This window comes from Candidatus Polarisedimenticolaceae bacterium, assembly GCA_036275915.1.
GTDB lineage: Bacteria > Acidobacteriota > Polarisedimenticolia > Polarisedimenticolales > DASRJG01 > DASRJG01.
Window position 1 is genome coordinate 99115 of sequence record DASUCV010000014.1, and the last position, 18386, is coordinate 117500.

The 18386-nt window shown below is 67.1% G+C and carries 12 protein-coding genes (1 of these 12 running past the window's edge); 2 read left to right on the forward strand and 10 right to left on the reverse strand.

What is annotated here, in order from left to right:
* Positions 1 to 6: 6 nt before the first annotated feature.
* The 9 genes from pnp to VFV19_12145 all read right to left on the reverse strand — a co-directional run bounded on the left by pnp (position 7) and on the right by VFV19_12145 (position 11806).
* A complete protein-coding gene (gene pnp, locus VFV19_12105) occupies positions 7 to 2235 on the reverse strand; it encodes a polyribonucleotide nucleotidyltransferase (protein ID HEX4825045.1) in 2229 nt (742 codons plus the stop codon).
* Positions 2236 to 2443: 208 nt separating this feature from the next.
* Positions 2444 to 2710 carry a 30S ribosomal protein S15 gene (rpsO, locus tag VFV19_12110; GenBank protein HEX4825046.1) on the reverse strand — a complete coding sequence of 89 codons (267 nt, stop codon included), beginning with the start codon at positions 2708 to 2710 and terminating at the stop codon, positions 2444 to 2446.
* Positions 2711 to 2798: 88 nt separating this feature from the next.
* A complete protein-coding gene (gene truB, locus VFV19_12115) occupies positions 2799 to 3689 on the reverse strand; it encodes a tRNA pseudouridine(55) synthase TruB (protein ID HEX4825047.1) in 891 nt (296 codons plus the stop codon).
* Positions 3686 to 4054: a 30S ribosome-binding factor RbfA gene (gene rbfA / locus VFV19_12120; GenBank protein HEX4825048.1), complete on the reverse strand. Its 369-nt coding sequence runs from the start codon at positions 4052 to 4054 to the stop codon at positions 3686 to 3688. Before rbfA ends, truB begins: the two co-directional genes overlap by 4 nt.
* Positions 4051 to 4359 (reverse strand): DUF503 domain-containing protein, encoded by a 309-nt coding sequence (locus VFV19_12125; protein ID HEX4825049.1) that lies wholly within the window; start codon positions 4357 to 4359, stop codon positions 4051 to 4053. The genes rbfA and VFV19_12125 overlap by 4 nt, the downstream gene beginning before the upstream one ends.
* Before the next feature lie 3 nt (positions 4360 to 4362).
* The gene (infB, locus tag VFV19_12130; protein ID HEX4825050.1) at positions 4363 to 6909 is read right to left on the reverse strand and encodes a translation initiation factor IF-2; all 2547 of its coding nucleotides are present in this window, start codon (positions 6907 to 6909) and stop codon (positions 4363 to 4365) included.
* A gap of 3 nt (positions 6910 to 6912) precedes the next feature.
* The gene (nusA, locus tag VFV19_12135; GenBank protein ID HEX4825051.1) at positions 6913 to 8274 is read right to left on the reverse strand and encodes a transcription termination factor NusA; all 1362 of its coding nucleotides are present in this window, start codon (positions 8272 to 8274) and stop codon (positions 6913 to 6915) included.
* A gap of 108 nt (positions 8275 to 8382) precedes the next feature.
* Positions 8383 to 8883, reverse strand: a complete 501-nt coding sequence (locus VFV19_12140; GenBank protein HEX4825052.1) for a hypothetical protein — start codon at positions 8881 to 8883, stop codon at positions 8383 to 8385.
* A 70-nt stretch (positions 8884 to 8953) separates the two neighbouring features.
* Positions 8954 to 11806 carry an alkaline phosphatase family protein gene (locus tag VFV19_12145; protein HEX4825053.1) on the reverse strand — a complete coding sequence of 951 codons (2853 nt, stop codon included), beginning with the start codon at positions 11804 to 11806 and terminating at the stop codon, positions 8954 to 8956.
* A gap of 91 nt (positions 11807 to 11897) precedes the next feature.
* Here VFV19_12145 and VFV19_12150 point away from each other — a divergent pair, with 91 nt between their 5' ends.
* On the forward strand, positions 11898 to 13139 hold the full coding sequence (locus VFV19_12150) for a tetratricopeptide repeat protein (protein ID HEX4825054.1): 1242 nt from the start codon (positions 11898 to 11900) through the stop codon (positions 13137 to 13139).
* On the opposite strand, the gene VFV19_12155 is transcribed toward VFV19_12150, so the two are convergent.
* The gene (locus VFV19_12155) at positions 13117 to 15195 is read right to left on the reverse strand and encodes a VWA domain-containing protein (protein HEX4825055.1); all 2079 of its coding nucleotides are present in this window, start codon (positions 15193 to 15195) and stop codon (positions 13117 to 13119) included. The genes VFV19_12150 and VFV19_12155 overlap by 23 nt on opposite strands.
* Positions 15196 to 15640: 445 nt before the next feature.
* On the opposite strand from VFV19_12155, the gene VFV19_12160 reads away from it, so the two are divergent.
* Positions 15641 to 18386, forward strand: the 5' portion of a protein-coding gene (locus VFV19_12160) for a TonB-dependent receptor (GenBank protein HEX4825056.1). 596 nt of this gene lie beyond the right edge of the window; the window shows 2746 of its 3342 coding nt (coding positions 1-2746); it begins with the start codon at positions 15641 to 15643; its stop codon lies off the right edge, out of view.

Consider the following 18386-nt stretch of genomic DNA (forward strand, 5'->3'; position numbering starts at 1 on the left):
GACACCTCAGCGCGGTTGGTTCGATCCCGACCCACCGTGTCCGCCGCGTCCACGGCCGCCGCGATCGCCACCACGATCGCCGCCGCGGCCCATGCCGCCGCGCCGCTCGCGACCGCCGCCGACCGCCGCGGGCTCCTCAGGGGCCTCGCCGCGCTGCTCCCTGAGAACCGCCTTGCGGGAGACCCTGACGCGGCCCTGTCCGTCGATCTCGATGACCTTGACGAGGACCTCGTGGCCTTCGTCGAGGACGTCGCGCACCTCGTTGATCCGGTGCTCGTCGATCTCGGAGATGTGCAGAAGACCCTCCACGCCGGGGAGGATCTCCACGAACGCCCCGAAGTTGACGACGCGCACCACCTTGCCGAGATACGTCTTGCCCAGCTCCGCCTCGGCGGTGAGCTCCTTGATGATCGCGACCGCCTTCTGCGCCGCGGTCTCGTCCGAGCTCGCGATGTCGACGCGGCCGTCGTCGTGGACCTCGATCTTGCAGCCGGTCCGCTCGACGATCGAGCGGATCGTCTTGCCGCCTTGTCCGATGACGTCGCGGATCTTCTCTTTGTTGATCTGGATCGTGATGATGCGTGGCGCGTAGGGAGAGATGCTGCCGCGGTGCGAGGGGAGCGCGGCGTTCATCGTGTCGAGGATCTCGAGGCGAGCCCGGCGCGCCTGATCGAGAGCCTTCTCCATGATCTCGCGCGTGATGCCGGTAATCTTGATGTCCATCTGGAGGCCGGTGATCCCCTTCACCGATCCGGCGACCTTGAAATCCATGTCGCCGTGATGATCTTCGGCTCCCGCGATATCGGTGAGCACGGCCCACTTCTCGCCGATCTTGACGAGGCCCATCGCGATGCCGGCAACCGGCGCCTTCTGCGGCACCCCGGCGTCCATCAGGGCGAGCGAGCCTCCGCAGATCGACGCCATCGACGACGACCCGTTCGACTCGAGGATGTCGGAGACGATCCGGATCGTGTACGGCCACTCGTCTTCCTTGGGCACGAGCGGGAGGAGCGACCTTTCAGCGAGGGCCCCGTGGCCGATCTCGCGCCGCCCCGGCCCGCGGAGGAACTTCACCTCGCCGACCGAGAACGGGGGAAAGTTGTAGTGGAGCATGAACCGCCGCAGCGACTCGCCCTCGATCCAGTCGAGCTTCTGCGCGTCGGCGGAGGTTCCGAGGGTGACGGTGACGAGCGCCTGCGTCTCGCCGCGCGTGAAGAGCGCCGAGCCGTGTGTGCGCGGCAGAACCCCGACCTCGCAGGTGATCGGCCGGATCTCGTCGAAGCGGCGGCCGTCGAGGCGGATTCCCTTGTCCAGGATCTCCTCGTGGAGGATGGCGTCCTGGAGGTCGTACCACAGCGACCCTGCGAACTTCTTCGCCTCCGCCTCCTCGGCGGTGAACCCGCCGAGCATCTCTTTCTTCAGCTCGTCGACCTTCGCGTAGCTCTCGAGCTTGCCCTTGATCCGCATCGCCGCGGAGAGCTTGTCCTTCCACGCCGCGGTGACGCGATCCTTGACGCCCTCGGGCTCGGAGGGCGCGGGCACCGCGCGCCGGGCGCGTCCCATCTCGGCCGACAGGCTCGCCTGCGCAGCGACGATGTCCTTGATCGCGTCGTGGCCGCGGACGATCGCCTCGAGCATCTCCGCTTCGGAGACCTCGGTGGCGCCCGCCTCGACCATGACGACCGCGTCGGCCGATCCGGCGACGACCAGGTCGATCCGGCTCGTCTCGAGCTCGGCATAGGTCGGATTGATGAGGTAGCTTCCGTCGGGCGTCAGGCCCACGCGGACCGCGGCGATCGGGTGCGGGAACGGAATGTCGGAGACGGCGAGCGCGAACGAAGCGCCCGTGAGCGCGAGGACGTCCGGATCGTTCTCCTGATCGGCCGAGAGCACGAGCGCGATGACCTGCGTCTCGCACGCCCAGCCGCTCGGGAACAGGGGACGGAGCGGACGATCGATGAAGCGCGAGGTGAGGACCTCTTTCTCGTTGGGCCGGCCCTCGCGCCGGAAGAATCCGCCCGGGATCTTGCCCGCGGCGTAAGTGTTCTCGCGGTAGTCGACGGTGAGCGGGAGGAAGTCGACCCCTTCGCGGGGCGATTTCGCGGCGCATACGGTGACGAGCACGACCGTATCGCCGCAGCGCACGGTGACCGCGCCGTCGGCTTGCTTGGCAATCTTGCCGGTTTCGACGATGAGGGTCTTCCCCCCGACCTGGATCTCCCGACGTCGTATCAAAGTCCTACCTCCGCGGTGCCCGCCGCACGGCGCCGCCCACCGGGTGGGCGGAGCGAGGGTGGGAGGAACTCCCTTGGTTCCTTGGTGTTCTTCATGGCTGTGTTGTCGTCATCGTCGAAGGGGCGAACATCGGCCCCGGGCCCCGGCGGACGCTCATGCACCCGCCCGCATCGTCGTGCTCGAGACGGGGCGCCATGGCTGGCCGGCCTTACTTGCGGATCCCGAGCCGGCCGATGATCCGCTGATAGCGTTCAAAATCCTTGCGCTTGAGATAGTCGAGCAGGCGGCGCCGCTTGCCGACCATCTTCATGAGCCCGAGACGCGAGTGGTAATCCTTCGCATGCGAGCGGAAGTGATCGGTGAGGTGCTCGATGCGGCGCGTGAGGATCGCGACCTGGACCTCGGGCGAGCCGGTGTCGGCGTCGTGGGTCCGGAAGTCCTTGATGAGGTCGGATTTGGCGCTGACGTCGGCCACGGTTGCCTCCTCCGGACCGTCGACGTACGCGAGCGGCCCAGATCGATGGTTCGGGCTGAAAAACAGGTTCCCGAACCGCGGGACCGTATCACACGGGCTCAGGATGGGCAACGGCGAGGACGACCCTCGGACGGAGCAGCCCAGCGGAGACCTCCCCGATCCCGATGAGGTTGCCCGTCGCCGAGCGGACGGCGACCTCGACCCCCTCGGGCGCGCCGGGAGGGTAAGGAACGGCGGTGCCCGCCGCGAAGAGCGGAGCATCCTCGGGCCGGAGCAAATTCAACCTGGGGCAGACGAGCGGCAGCTCGTCGAGACCGATCAGCGCGGCGCGCACGTCGTCGGGCCCGGCGGGCCACGGGAGCGCCGCGGCGACGCCCCACGCGCCGATGCCGATCCGGCGAAGCGTCTCGACGGTCGCACCGCACCCGAGGGCCCGTCCGAGATCGCGCACGGCGGCGCGAACGTACGTGCCGGACGACGCCGCGAGCTCGTAGTCGAAGATGCGGGGATCGCCGGTGGGCGCTACCGCAAACCGGTCGATCGTCACGGCAACCGGAGCCGCCGTCGACGGACGGCCCGCGCGTGCGAGCTTGTACAGACGTTTTCCGCCCACGCGTTTGGCGGACACCGCGGGGGGCACCTGCTCGTTCCTTCCGACGAGCGCGCTCGCGGCCCTCGCCACCTGCTGGTCGGCGGGAAGCTCACCCTCATGGCGATGCAGGATCACGCCGGTGATGTCGTCGGTCGACGTCGTCACACCGAGCACGAGCCGTCCGACGTACGTCTTCGGCTCGTGGGGGAGGTACCGCGCCAGGCGTGTCGCTCTCCCGGTGACGACGGCGAGGAGTCCGGTCGCCGCGGGATCGAGCGTGCCGGTGTGTCCCGCGCGCGCACCGCCGAGCGCGGCGCGCACGCCCGCGACGACGTCGTGGCTCGTGGGCCCGGCCGGCTTGTCGAGGAGCAGGAGGCCGTCGATCACCGGGAGTCCGGCTCGTCTTCGGGATCGTCGGCGTGAAGCTCCTGGAGGATCGCCTCGACGCGGGACCCGCGCTCGAGCGTCGCGTCGGAGAAGAAGCGCAGCAACGGGGTGTGCCTGAGCTTCGCGCGAGTCGATACGGCACGGCGGAGGAACGCGACCGCTTCGTTCAAGGCGTCGACCGCGTCGTCGCGCTCCGAGGCGCTCCCGAGGCGGGAGACGTAGACCTTCGCCTGCTTCAGATCGGGCGAGAGAACGACGCCGGTGAGCGTGACGAAGCCGACCCGCGGATCGCGGATCTCGCGGACCGCCTCCGCGAGGACCGCTCGGATCTCTTCGCCGACGCGTTCGTTGCGGCGGTGCGTCACGCGAGCGCTCCATCGTCCGCTTCGAGGAAGTCTCGCCCGGTCTCCACGAGGTGGCCAGGCACCTGCGCTTCGATCTCGCGCACGATCGTCTCGAAGAGCGCGTCGAGTGGATCCCGTCGCGGCCCCACAGTGACGACGGCGACTCCGGCGCGCTGCCACAGATCGGCATGCGCGGGGAGCTCGGACACCGCGACGTTGTGATGGGCCCGCAGCCGGTCCTTGACGCTGCGCAGCACCTGCCGCTTGTCTTTCAGCGACCGCGCCTGCGGGAGGTGGATCTCGACCGTCAGGAGCCCGATCGTCACGCGCTAGAGAGTCTGGACGGCGACCTTCTCCACCACGAAGAACTCGATGACGTCGCCTTCCTTGAGGTCGTTGAAGTTCGCGATCCCGATGCCGCACTCGAAGCCGGACTTCACCTCGCTCACATCGTCCTTGAACCGGCGGAGCGAACCCACGCGGCCGCCGTAGATGACGACGTTGTCGCGGATGAGACGCACCTCGGCGCTGCGCTTGACCGTCCCGTCCGTCACCATGCAGCCGGCGATGACGCCGGCCTTCGGCACACGGAAGAGCTGACGGACCTCGGCCTGTCCGAGGACCGTCTCCTTCGTGGTCGGCTCCAAGAGGCCGATCATCGCCTGCTTGATGTCGTTGACCACGTCGTAGATGACGTTGTAGAGCCGGATCTCGACTTCTTCGTTCCGCGCCAGGTCCGCCGTCGCTCGATCCGGGCGCACGTTGAAGCCGACGATGATCGCGTTCGATGCGGCGGCGAGGAGGACATCGGCCTGGCTGATCGCGCCGGTCGAGGCGCGGAGGATCCCCACGCGGATCTTCTCCGAGGGGATCTCGCTGACGGCCTTCTGGAGCGCCTCGAGCGAGCCCTGGACGTCGGCCTTGATGAGGACCGACAGCTCCTTGATCTCGCCCTCGGCGATTTCTCGAGACAGGCTCTCGAGCGTGCGGCGGGACGATTTCGCGAGGGCGGCGACGCGCTGCTTCTCCTGACGGAGCGCGGCGATCTGCCTCGCCTTCCATTCGTCGGCGACGCCCTGGAACAGGTCCCCGGCGGTCGGCTCGGACGCGAATCCCATCACCTCGACCGGGGTCGAGGGGCCGGCCTCGTCGACGCGCCGGCCGTGCTCGTCGGCCATCGCGCGGACCTTGCCGAAGGCGGAGCCGGCGATGAACGGGTCGCCGACGCGCAGCGTCCCGGACTGGACCAGGACCGTCGCGACGATGCCGCGGGCGCGATCGAGCTTCGCCTCGAGCACGACGCCGGTCCCCGGCTTGTCGGCAGCGGCCTTGAGATCCGCGAGATCCGCGACGAGCAGGATCATCTCGAGGAGCTCCTCGATGCCCTGCCGCTTCTTCGCGGAGATCTCGCAGGCGACGATCTTGCCGCCGTACTCCTCGACGAGCAGGTCGCGGTCCGCGAGCTGCTGCTTCACACGGTCGGGCCGAGCGTCCGGCTTGTCGACCTTGTTGATCGCGACGACGATCGGGACGCCGGCGGCCTTCGCGTGGTCGATCGCCTCGACGGTCTGAGGCTTGACGCCGTCGTCCGCCGCGACGACGAGCACGACGATGTCGGTGACGCGCGCGCCGCGGGCGCGCATGAGGGTGAACGCCTCGTGACCCGGCGTGTCGAGGAACGTGATCTTGCGCCCGCGCTCCTCGACCTGGTACGCGCCGATGTGCTGCGTGATGCCGCCGTGCTCGCTGCTGACGACGTTGGCCTCTCGGATCGCGTCCAGGAGGGAGGTCTTCCCGTGATCGACGTGCCCCATCACCGTGACGACCGGCGGGCGCGCCGAGGTGGGAGCAGCAACCTGCGCGGTCTCGATACCCGGCAGGGCATCCTGGCGCTGCTCGTCCTCGAAGGTGACGATCGACGCGTCCGAGCCGAATTCCTTGGCGAGATCGATCGCCATCTGCGGATCGAGCGGCTGATTGATGTTCGCGAAGACGCCCTTCGTCAGCAGCTTCGCGATGACGTCCTTCGACTTGCGGTTGAGCTTCTCCGCCAGCTCCTTCACCGTCACCGCCTCCGAGAGCTGGATCGTCGCCGGGACCGGCGGCAGATCGGGCTTCGGCTTCGACGGCGGCGGGGGAGCCTCCATGCCCTTGATGCGGGCGCGCCGCGCCTCGCGATCGGCCGAGGAGGTTGCCCGGCCGGGAGCGGGAGGCCGCGCCGTCGTTGCGGACGGCGGCGGCGTCGTCGTTCGCGGCGGGGCGGTTCCCGGGCGGGGCGGCTCGAAGCTCCGTGGTGGTCCGAGCGTGGGCCGGCCGACCGGCGGCCGCGCCACGGGCTTCGTGGGAACGAGCTTCGGAACGAGGCGTTTCGCCGCGAACAAGCGCGGGCGCCTGGGATCTCCGGGCCCGGGGGTTGCCGGCGGATGAGCAGCGGCCGGCGCCGCGACGGCGGCCGGCGCAACCGCGACAGGAGGGGCGGCAGCGGAGGCAGCGGGCGACGGTTCGGCCTCGCTCGGCGTCTCCACGATCGGCCCGGGAACGCTCGTCTGGGGGACCGGCTCGACGGGGGCCGCAGGGGCCTCGGGTAGCGCCTCTGCGGGGGGCGCCTCGACCTGCACCGCCGCCGCGGCCTCGACAACCGGAGCGGGCAGCTCCGCGGCCGTGACGGGTACGGCAGGTCCCTGCTCTTCGAGCAGGCGCTTCTTCTCGTTCGCGAGCGCGGTCGTGAGCCGCTCCCGCACGAGATGGGCGGTCGGCTCGTCGATCGAGCTCAGGTCGGAGTGGACGTCCTTTCCGAGACGGTCGAGCAGCTCGAGGATCAGAGCGCTCTGAACCTTGAGCTCCTTCGCCAGCTGATAGACACGGACACCCGGCACGCTTTACTCCTTGGGCGCGTCGCCCTGCTCGGCGGGCGCATCACCGGCCGCGACCGCTCCCTCGGGCGACTCCTCGGCGGGCGTCTCGGCGTCGCGCGCATCGAGCGCCTGCTCGGCGGCGTCGTGGATCTCGATCGCTTCGTCTTCGCTGATCCCTTCGATCGAAGTGAGGTCTTCCAGCGAGGCCAGGCAGATCTCCTCGATACTCCGGAAACCGGCGTCGAGGAGACGGGCGACGGTGGACTGCGAGATGCCCGGCAAGCTCGACAGCTCGCGGCTCGCCTGCGCCATGCGCTCCATCTCGGCCTCGATCTCGGCCTTCTTTTCGGCCTCGCTCTTGATGTCGAGCTTCCAGCCGACGAGTTTGGAGGCCAGACGCACGTTCTGCCCGCGCTTGCCGATCGCGAGCGAGAGCTGGTCCTCGGAGACGATGACTTCCATCTCGCGGGCTTCGTAATCGCGCGCCGAGACGCGGTTGATGACCGCGGGGTTCAACGCGTGGCGAACGTAGCCGGATGGATCTTCGTCGTACTGGACGATGTCGATCTTCTCGCCGCGAAGCTCGCGGATGACCGCCTGCACCCTGGACCCTTTCATCCCCACGCACGCGCCGACCGGATCGACGTCGCGATCCTTGGAGCGCACGGCGATCTTGGTGCGCTCGCCCGCGTCTCGGGCGACGCTCTGGATGATGACGGTCCCGTCGTAGATCTCGGGAACCTCCATCTCGAAGAGCTTCTTCACGAGGAGCTCGCTCGCGCGTGAAAGGGTGAGCTGCGGACCCTTTCCGAGGCGCTCGACGTTGACGAGCACGGCGCGGACGCGGTCGCCCGGGTTGTAGTGCTCCGCTCGCGATTGCTCGCGGCGGGGGATGATCCCTTCCGTGCGACCGAGGTCGAGGATCATGTCGCCGCGATCGAAGCGCTTCACCTGGCCGGTGAGCAGCTCGCCGATGCGGTCGCCGTACTCGCGCCAGACGATCTCGCGCTCGGCTTCCTTGACCTTCTGGTAGATGACCTGCTTCGCCGCCTGCGCCGCGATGCGCGTGAGCGGGACGTCGACGGCCTCTTTCGCCGTCTCGATGACCATCCCGAGCTCGGCGTCCTCGCGGATCTCGCGCGCCTCCTCGAGGGTGATCTCGGTGTGCGGGTCCATGAGCTCGTCTTCGGTGACGACCGTCTGCTTCGAGAAGACGCTGAAGCGGCCGGTCTCGCGGTCGAACCGTGCGCCGAAGTCTTCCTTGCTGCGGAGGTACTTCCGCGAAGCCGCGGCATAGGCCTCTTCGACCGCCTGAATAATGACGTCCGGGTCGATGCCCTTCTCCCGGCCGATCATCTCGATCGTTTGATAAAGCTCGCTACTCATGGATCGCGCACTCCCTTCGAAGCGACCTCGGGACGCACCCCTCCGACGACCGGTGCACCCGAGGTTCACGAATGCCCGTTGGGACCGAGGGACTATAGCATGCACCGGTCATCGGTCGCGGCGCCTCGAACCCGAGGAGCTAACTTCCTGTTTCATCAACACGATGTGAGCCCGCGACAAGCGCCGTTCGTCGCCCGCGGAGACGATGCGAACGGCCCCATCGGCATCGAGGCCCGCGAGAACGCCGTGCAGCTCCTCGAATCGCCCGGCGTCATCTCGAAGCTCGGCGCGGACGGCCCGGCCGGTATTCCTCCGGATGTCGTCGTCGGAGCGGATCGGGCGGTCGATGCCGGGAGACGAGACTTGAAGCTCGTACGCTTGCTCGAGCCCGGGGAGGGTGTCGATCCGCGCGTCGAGGGCGCGGCTGAAGGCCTCGCAATCGCGAAGCCCGACGCCTTCGGGACCCGCGCGATCGAGGTCGATCCGGAGGTGCGAGTGCCGCCCTTGATCGTGGAATACGAACTCGACGACCTCGAGGCCCAACGTCGAAGCCGTCTCGCGGGCGGCGGCTTCCGCTTGAGCGATCGCGCGTCGCTTCGTCTCGTTCATCGTGCCCCTTGAAATAAAAAAGGTGGGCTTGCGCCCACCTTTCGGCGAAACACGGCGACATTCTAGCGCGTCAGCGCCTCAGGCGCTCCCGAATGCTGGCGAGAGCCGGGCTTCCAGGGAATCGGGCGTCAGCGGCATTCAGAACGCGCACTGCTTCTGCCGACCGGCCGGCGCGCGCCAACGCCAACGCTTCCCCGATGTCCGCTCCGGGGCCCGGGAGCCCACGCTTCCGCGCCTCCCGAAAGGCTCGAACGGCGAGGTCGGCGTCGCCGAGCCGGTCCCATGCCGCCCCGACGGCCATCCACGCTTCGGCGTCGCTGGGCGCGACGCGATCCGTCCACGCCAGTGCGCGGCGTGCGTCGTCCGGACGACCGCTCGCCGCGAGCGCGGATGCAAGGTGCCCGATGTAGAGACCCTCGTCCGGTTGCAAGGCGTTCGCCTTTCCGAACCTCTCCACCGCGTCCGCGTAGTCCGCGCGTCCCATCGAGATCTGCCCGGCCATGTCCCAGTAGGCGTCGACCTTCGGATGGGCGGCCACGGTTTTGAGAAGAAAAGGCTCGAGGTCGAACGGCTGCCCGGCCGCGGCGTCGAGCCGGCTCAGCCGCTGCGCGATCGTGACCGTCAAGGGATCGGACTCGAGCGACTGTCGGTAGGCGCGGCGCGCGCCGTCGGCGTCGCCCGACGCCTCGAGCACGCGTCCCTGCGCCGCGACGCGGACGCCAGGCGTCATGCGAGCGGACCATGTCTCGAGCGAGCGCTTGGCCGCATCGAGGTCGCCGTGGAGGAGATTGAGGTCGACGATCCACAGGAGGCTCGACGGATCCATCTGATCCGGGACACGCCTCCATCCTTCCTCGAGACCCGCGATCGCTTCGGCGTAGCGGCCCTGCTTGGCGCGGACCTGACTGAGCATCTCGTAGGTCTTGCCCCGCTGCGATCGCTCGTTGGCGGCGAGGAGCTCCGATTCCGCTTCGGCGAGCCGGCCTTGGTCGATGTAGAGGACGGCGAGGTTCCGGTGGTAGAAGTACTGCGTCTCGGAGGCGACCGGTGCTGTGGGCGCCGGCGTTGTGCTCGTCGCCGCCTGGGGCTCGTCATCGGCGCCGCCGACGTAGCCCAGCGCCTTCAAGTTCGCGAGCATCTCGTGCATCGCCGCGGGGTCCGCGACCGATGCCGTCGCGTGCTCGAGTCGCGGCCCGACGAGCTCATAGCTCCGAAGGTGCTCGGCGGGGCGCCGCGCCAGGACCGAAGGCTCGAAGGCGTTGGTCAACAGCCGTCCGGGCATGTCGCTCGCGAGCGGCAAGCCGCTGAGATAGAGAAGCGTCGGAGTGACGTCGTAGACGCTGGCGGGGGGAATCTTGCCGGCCCGGATCCCCGGTCCGGCGAGCGCGAGCATCCCCCAGTCGCGGTGCCATTCTTCGGGCTGGCCCTTCGTCGACGGCGGGAAGTTCGGACGATCGTCGCCGGTCCGGAATCCGTGGTCGGAGAGCACCACAACGACGGCCTCCCGCCCCGCCGCGTCGAGAGTCTCTCCGAGCAGAGCGTCCTGATACTCGTAGAAGCGGGTGACCGCATTCTGAAACCGCTCGAAATCGGGCTGGGAGACGATCGTCATCTTGGGAGGCAGGTAGTGCTGGAACCCGTGTCCCATCATGTCGATCCCTTCGAAGTACACCGCCACGAATGGAGATCCCGCCCGTAGCTGCTCGAGCTCAATCCCGTGATAGCTGCGCGTTACGGCGAGGACGTGCATGACGAACGCCACCGGACTCGCAGGCTGCCCGCTGTCCTTGCCCTTGGCGTCGCGGCTTGCGGCGATCTCGGCCTGCGCGGCGCGATAGTCTTCGGGGGTGGCGGGAATGATGCGTGTGACGTCGTCGAGACCGATCTGGCTCGGAGTCACGAGCACGGCCGCAGGGTGGGGGAGGCCTCCCGCCGGGCTCACGAGTCCCGCGAGCGCCACCGCTTCATCCGGCGATTTGCTGCCCAGGGCGGCGCCGAGATAGTCGCTGACGATGAGCCCCCGCGCAGGCTCGGCGGGGAAGCTCGCCCACCAGCCGATCCACGTCGACGACCGCTGGAAATCCGTGAAGATGTTCCACAACGCCTTCACGCGGCGAAAGTCGCTCGTGATCGGTCGACGCTGCTTCCCACCCGCGTCGCGGACCAGGAAGTCGGCGATGCCGTGTTCCGTCGGCGGCTTCCCCGTTGCGACTGTCGTCCAGATGAGCGGCGAGAACATCGGATCGTACGAGCGCAGGTCGGCGCTCGCGCCGTCGCGCACGAGACGCGCCAGGTTGGGCATCCGTCCCGCGGCCATCAACGGGCGGGCGATGTTCCAGTCCGCTCCATCCCATCCGACGACGACGATGCGCGCCACCGCCGGTCGCATGAGGCGCCTTGCTTCGTCGGTGCGTGTCCGGCGCACCAGTTCGTCGCCGAGGTGGCTCGTAAAACGAAGCTGCACCACATGGACGCCCGCGGATTCGAGCGCGGCGCGCAGCGGCGCCTCCGTCGTCTCGCGGCTCGAGAGCAGAGTCTCCGTGTCGGTCCGCCGTCCGACTTCCTCGAGTACGTGTCCCGCCAGGGCTCCGACGGCATCGACCCACCCCTTGCTCCGGGCGTCGTCGGCGAGCTGCAGCGCGATCGCGTCGGCGAGCGTGTAGCTCAGCTCGAGCGAGAACTCGAGCCGGCTTCCCTCTCTTGTGGTCCACGGAACCGACTCGACGGCGACGGACCCCGGGTCGTCGAGCAAGGGGCGCGGCGCCAACGGAGCGTGAAGGGCGAGCCGGTGAGACACGACCCGCGTTCCCTCGAGGACGACCTTGCCGTGCGGGACGTGTTGGACGGACACGAGCGCGAGCAGGAGAGCGGTCCCGAGGCCGAAAGCGACGGCGATCGAGCGTCCGAGGAGCCGTCGCGTCATGCAGCGATTCTATCCCGTGGTGCGATGGCGTCGCCGGGCGCCGCCGGACTAGAATCCGCGACAGGCTGAAGTGACCCATCGGAGGATCTCGATGAGAATCGCGCTGAATCGAACGATCGCTACCCTCGCGTTCGCGTTGTCGCTGTCCGCGACGGCCGCGCTCGCCCAGCAGGCGAAGATGTACGGCAGCGTCGTGGACGATCAGGGGCAGCCGGTCGTCGGCGCGAAGGTCGTTCTCAACCCGACCGAGCAAGGATCCCACCTCGAGGTCGTGACCAAGGGAAAGAAGGCGTCGTTCCTCTTCGGCATCGTCCGAGCCGGCACGTACACGATCGACGTCCAGGCACCGGGGCTCGTGCTCGTGAGCATGGATGCGAAGGCCACGACGAAGGACAAGAAAGAGCCCGAGTGGACGAAGAACGGCAAGGTTCGGACCGATCAACCTCCGCAGCTCAAGATCGAGGACGGGATGGAGATCACCTGCGATCTCGTCGTCGGTCACGCCGCCCAGGTCGCAACCGCCGGCGGCGGCACGACGATGGCGACGCCCGACCAAGCGCTCACGATGCTGACGCAACAGGTGCAGAAGGGCGATTGCGCGGGGGCGCTGCCCCAGCTCGAAAAGTTCGCGACGGACAATCCCACCTCCGGACGCGCGTACTACCTCGCCGGCTATTGCGATGCGGTCATGGAGAAGGACGACGCCGCGCTCGTCGCCCTCACGAAAGCGCAGGAGCTCGAGCCGGCGTTCGCGGGCACGCAGACGCTCATCGGCAAGATCTACGCGAGGACGAATCGCCTCCCGGAGGCGGAGACGGCGTTCAAGAAAGAGCTCGAGAACACGTCCGCGCCGGCTGAGGTCCAGACGGACGCGCTTCTCAGCCTCGGCGCGGTCCAGCGAGACCAGAAGAAGGACCAAGACGCCATCGCGTCGTTCGAGAAGGTGAAGACCCTCGCACCGACGCGTCCGGAGTCCTACATCGAGCTCTCGGCGCTGTACGCAAAGGTCGGTCAGACGGACAAGGCGGCGGCGGTTCTCGAGGAGGCGAAGCAGGTCGGCGCCGACGATCCCGTCGCCCTCCTCAACGTCGGAATCTCGTACTACAACAAGAAGGATTTCGAGCACGCGGAGCAGATGTTCAAGCGCGTGACCGAGAGCAAGGCGACGAATCCGGATCTCTCGATGGCCTACGGACTGCTCGGCAATTTGCAGTTGCGCAAAGGCAAGACCGACGACGCCGTGGCGGCCTTCAAGAAGTGCATCGAGCTCGATCCCAACGGGAAGCTGGCGAAGGAATCCGAGGAGACCCTCAAGGCGCTGAAGAAGAAGTAGCTGCCGCCTGAGGTGTTCCTCGTGACCGGAAGATCAGCGGAGCGGTCCGGCGCGTGACCGGGGCTTGCGCTCCGGGGGCCTTCGCCGAGATCTGGACGAAGTACGTGCCGGGGGTGAGCGCCGCGCTCTCGAGCCGGACGATCGCGCTCAACTCGCCGTTCGACGAGGGACCGTAATAGACCAAGGTCGACGGGGCGGTCACCGGGCCCCCGCCCGCATCGAGGAACGTCACCGCGAACTCCGCCGATGGGTTCTCCGGTGACGTGAATCCCCTCATCCAGAACATGGCGAGCACCGGCTGCCCGACGACGAAATCGGATGCCGTGGCAGGAAGGAAGCGAGCGCCCGGCTTCACCGCGAGGGGATCGGGCGCAGCCGTTTCCGCAGGTTGGCTCAATAGCGGGACCGCCGCATCGTTCTCGAGGATCATCATCGGGCCCGTCAACGCGGGGCTCGGTGTCTTCGGCTGGGGCGGGACCGTCACGCTCGCGGTCCACGTAGCGATCTGGGGCGGCGTCGCCAGTCGCACCGTTCCCTGGAGGTCGTAGATGCCGGGGGGAAGGGCGAGCCGTCCCTCGACGCGGAAACCGCTCTTCACGGCGTCGGACCCCTTCTTCAAGACGGCGGTGAAGCCGCGCTCGTAACGCGCGACGACGTCGTCCGCGACACGCGCGACGATGCGGATGTCGAGGTCGAGATTGCTGATCCCTTCCGGGCTCGAGGCGAGCTCGACCGGACCGATCGCTTCGATCACGACGACCACAGGAATGCGGTCGGCGGCTCCCGCGGGAAGCGGCGTTGCGGCTCCGCGGGTGTCGAGGCGACGGTACCCCTTGAGCGAATCGACCTGATTGCCCGCCGTGGCGTTCGCCGGCTGCTGCTCATACGGCGTGACGTCGCTGTATCGGCCGCGCCGGGAGGTGACCGTGCAGTGCTCGCGGGAGACGGAGATCTTGAATCCGCGGTAACGATCGGACCCGCTCGCGACGGAAACCCGGCACGAAATACGGTAGAAGTGCGTGGACTCGTCGTCGATCGCCGCGAACGCTTTCGTGAGCGTCGTGTCGGTGAGCATCCTGCCGCCGGTCTCGCCGGCGATCACGCCGAGGAACTGACGGCGGCTCGTGGCGCTATTCGTCCCGAGCGTTCGCTCCAATCCGAGATCGCTCAGGACGTTCTCGTCCATCCCGAGCTTGCCCACCGCGACGTGCCAATCGATCGCCTGGCTCGCGTCGCCGCTGGTGTTGTCCGACCCCAGATCGAGGCTATAGACGGTGACGCCGTAGTTCGCCAACGCCCTGATGAGCGATTGGAACTTCGGCGTGAAGCCTCCGGTCATCAGCTTCTGGTCCGACGTCGTGTTCATGGCGAACCCAGGCGACGCCAAGACGAGAGTTCGCTTGCCGGGCATCCCTTGAAACACCGACGCGAGATCGGTAAGCGACGAGTAGACGTGCTCGCGCGTCCAATCGAGCTGGCCTGCCACGCCGGCCGACTGCTGCGTGAGACGTTGCTTGGCGAGGTCGTGACTCCCGATTCCCTCGTACGCGAGGACCGACTCGTTGATCTGGTCGGCAAGGCTCGACGCCGGCATCCAAGCGACCTTGTCGATCGCGCGCGCGAGGTCCTCCGTATTCGAAGTGATGCCGGACATGGCGCGCGTGGTGAGGTCGAGCTGATAAATCGCGCCGACGTCCCCACTCCGAAAACGCGTGCGGACGAATTCCTGCGCAGCGCGCTTCGCCTGGTTCATGCGCAGGGCAGTCGAGTCTCCGAGCGCGTCGAACACGATCATGAAGCTTCGTCGCTCCGGCTCTGGCGCCGGCGCAGGCTCGCCCGCCACTGCAGTCTCTGCGACCGGCGTTGCAGGCGCGGCGAGCTTTGGTGAAGACGTCTTCGCGCTCACCCGTCCCCACTCATCGACGGCGACGATCTCGAGCGGCGTGCCGTCTTCGAGCACCTTGAAGTCCGATGGGCCGAGTCCGCTGACGAACTTCCCGTCGCGGTCGCGCACGACGACGTCGACCTGCGCGAGCTTGACGGTTACTCGTTCCATCGGTGCCTGCGGGGGATGAACCGGCGCCGGTTCAGAACCGAGGACACCCCAGCTTGTGGCGAGGACCGTGAGGACAGCCGTGAGTAAGCGATCCTTTGTCATTCGCCGGGATTTTAACGGTCGCGTCCAGCGCGGCGCGGGTTGTTACGATTCGGAATTAGGGACGATCCAAGGAATTGGATCTAACTCGCCGCATCGGACGATCTGCGGTGGCCAAAGCCGCGCCATAAGTTCCACAAACAAAAAGACTTAGCGAGGAGAGGCTGCGGCAACGTCCCTGGCATTGAACCTGCTTTGAAGAATTGTCGGTAAAGGATATGAAGCTACTGTCAACCGTAAAAATAGTTAACTTTGGTGCGTTGGTTTGTTACCACGCCAAGGCAATTTCTTTATATTCCGCGTTGTCGCCTGAGGGGCAGCACTCACCAGGCCAGGAGGACGTGTGATGGAAATTAGATGGATCCGGATGCTCTTCGCCTCGGCGGCAGCGTGTTTACTCGCGCTGTCCGCGTGGGCGCAGACGTCCACCACCGGCGTCATCGAGGGACGCGTCAGGGACCAGGCGGGAAATCCGGTCGCGGATGCGACGGTGACCGCGGTCGCCAACCGCGCCCCCGCCGCGGTGGTCACGGACGCGCAGGGTCGCTACACGCTTTCGAACCTGCCGCCGGGAACCTACAAGGTGCGCGCCGAGGCTCAGGGCAAGGCTCCCATCGTGCTCGATGAAGTCTCGGTCAGCATCAACACCCGTACGCGCGTCGACGTCACGCTCGTCACCGGACAAACGGAAACGGTGACCGTGACAGCGGAAGCGCCCGTCGTCGACACGAAGTCCGTGACGACGGGAGGCAACTTCAAGGTCGACAAGTTCGTCGACCAGATCCCGGTCGGCCGCAACCTGGCCTCGACGCTCACGCTCGCGCCGGGCGTTGCCAGCGGACTCGGAACAGGCGCCGGCAACTACGCGATTTCCGGGTCGTCGGGACTCGAGAACTCCTACATCGTCGACGGTGTGAACATCACGAACACCGGCTACGGCGGTATCGGTTCCTACAACATCGTGTACGGCTCGCTCGGCACCGGCGTGACCTACGACTTCCTCGAGGAAGTGCAGGTCAAGACCGGAGGCATCGACGCCGAATACGGACAGGCGACCGGCGGTGTCGTCAACACCGTCGTGAAGACGGGCACGAACGATCTCTCGGGCGCGGTGTCGTTCTATGGCTCGGGTTACACCGACCAATTCGCGCAAGCGGATCTCTTCGTGGGCGCCACCAACAACAACAAGGGAAGCTGGAATGACAGCGCGCAGTACGACCTGGGCCTGTCGGTCGGCGGTCCGATCGTCAAGGACAAGCTGTTCTACTTCGTGGCGTACAACCCGGTTTTGACGAAGTCCTCGGCGACGGTCCAGGGAATCTCGCTGCCGACCACCATCAGCAACGGCAATCCCGCGCTCACGCAGTACGACCCGCCGTCGACGTATCCGGCGTCCATCGGGATCCAGACCCAGCAGCGGACCTCGAACAACTACGCCGGCAAGCTCACCTGGTATGCGAATCCGAATCACCGGCTCGAACTGACCGCGTTCGGCGATCCCTCGACGGGCGATCAGGGTCCGCAGCGCCTTCCGAGCGCCGCAAACGGCGCATCGGCGCTGAAGAACATCGACATCTTCACGACGGGCGGCGGCCTCTCGTCGATCAACTACGGCGGCAACAACTACTCGCTGAAGTACGACGCGGTGTTCACGCCGACGTTCTTCATGCAGGCGCAGGTGGGTCGTCACGACGGCAAGTTCGAGGAAACTTCCGAGCTGGATGCCTCGCGCTACACCGATCAGCGGCAGCTCCGCTGCTTCCTCAGCCCGGCGTTCTGCACTCCGGGTCAGTCGAGGGACAACGCCGCCACCTGGAACGTCGGCGGCGTCGGCTTCATCTCGAATCAGAAGGACATCAACAACCAGGCGAAGGTCCTCCTCACCTGGGTAGCGGGCAACAACGAGCTGAAGGGCGGCGCGTCGTACGACATGATTCGCTACACGGACGCCCAGGACTACACGGGTCCCGACATCCCGATCCGCTTCGGAAGAAACGGCGGCGGTGCGGCCGCGTTGACGACTCCTTGCGCCGATGACGGTTCGACGGTAACGCCGTGCTACGTGCTCCTCGATACGCGCGGCGGCGTCACCGCGTCGGCACGTCAGAACGCGTCTACGGGCGCCATCAGCTTCCGTGCGACTCGCGGACGGTATAGCCCCGATCCGGGGCCAACTCAAACGGACGACATGGCGCTGTTCGTCCAAGATACGTTCACGTTCGCGCAGAACTGGACGCTGAAGGCCGGCGTGCGCGCCAGCCAGCAGAAGATCAAGGGCTCGGGCGATTACTCGCTCACCTTCTACTACGACGACGGCCTTCGCACGCCTGAGTCCTCAACGGCTCCGGCGATCGCAGGCCAGTACACGTTCGATTGGGCGATCGCTCCTCGCGTCGGGCTCACGTGGGATGCGACGGGTGACGGCAGGAGCAAGCTCTACGTGAACGCCGCCCGTTACTACGAGCGCGTCCCGAACGATCTCGCGATCCGCGCGCTCTCGAACGAGGCGGATCTGGGCACGACGATCTTCAACGCTTGGGATCCGCTGTCCGGTCCCACGCCGGGATCGCAGACCAACGGTGGCGGAATCCGCGGCGGCCAGACCAGCGTGCAGCCGGGGACGAAGCTTCCGTTCACCGACGAGTACGTCCTCGGCTGGCAGCAGGAGCTCGGACGCGACGTGTCGTACGAGATCCGCGGCATCTACCGCGAGGAAGGTCGCGCTCTCGAAGACACGCAGTTCAACACCGTCGAAGCGACCGAGAACTACTACATCCAGTACTACCTCGGAGCGGTCGGACCGGGCGGTATCAACCGGCTTCCGTTCCCAACGTATCCGTCTGCGCCGTTCGCGCAGTACGTGTTGGCGAATCCCGGTGAGAACACTCCGGCCGGCTTCCCGAAGGCCGTGCGGAAGTACTACGCGTTGGAAGCGATCCTGAACAAGCGCTTCAGCGACCACTGGCTCTTCTACGGCAACATGCGGTTCTCGCACCTCTACGGGAACTACGAAGGGCTCTTCCGGAACGACAACGGGCAGAGCGATCCGAACGTGACGTCCCTCTTCGACTTCCCGAACTCGGGTTTGCTCG

Excerpts from the sequence above, each read along its gene's own strand:
- VFV19_12155 (HEX4825055.1), bottom strand. The coding sequence starts at position 15,195 with ATGGAACGAGTAACCGTCAAGCTCGCGCAGGTCGACGTCGTCGTGCGC.
- VFV19_12150 (HEX4825054.1), top strand. The coding sequence starts at position 11,898 with ATGAGAATCGCGCTGAATCGAACGATCGCTACCCTCGCGTTCGCGTTG.
- nusA (HEX4825051.1), bottom strand. The coding sequence starts at position 8,274 with ATGAGTAGCGAGCTTTATCAAACGATCGAGATGATCGGCCGGGAGAAG.
- VFV19_12140 (HEX4825052.1), bottom strand. The coding sequence starts at position 8,883 with ATGAACGAGACGAAGCGACGCGCGATCGCTCAAGCGGAAGCCGCCGCC.
- VFV19_12145 (HEX4825053.1), bottom strand. The coding sequence starts at position 11,806 with ATGACGCGACGGCTCCTCGGACGCTCGATCGCCGTCGCTTTCGGCCTC.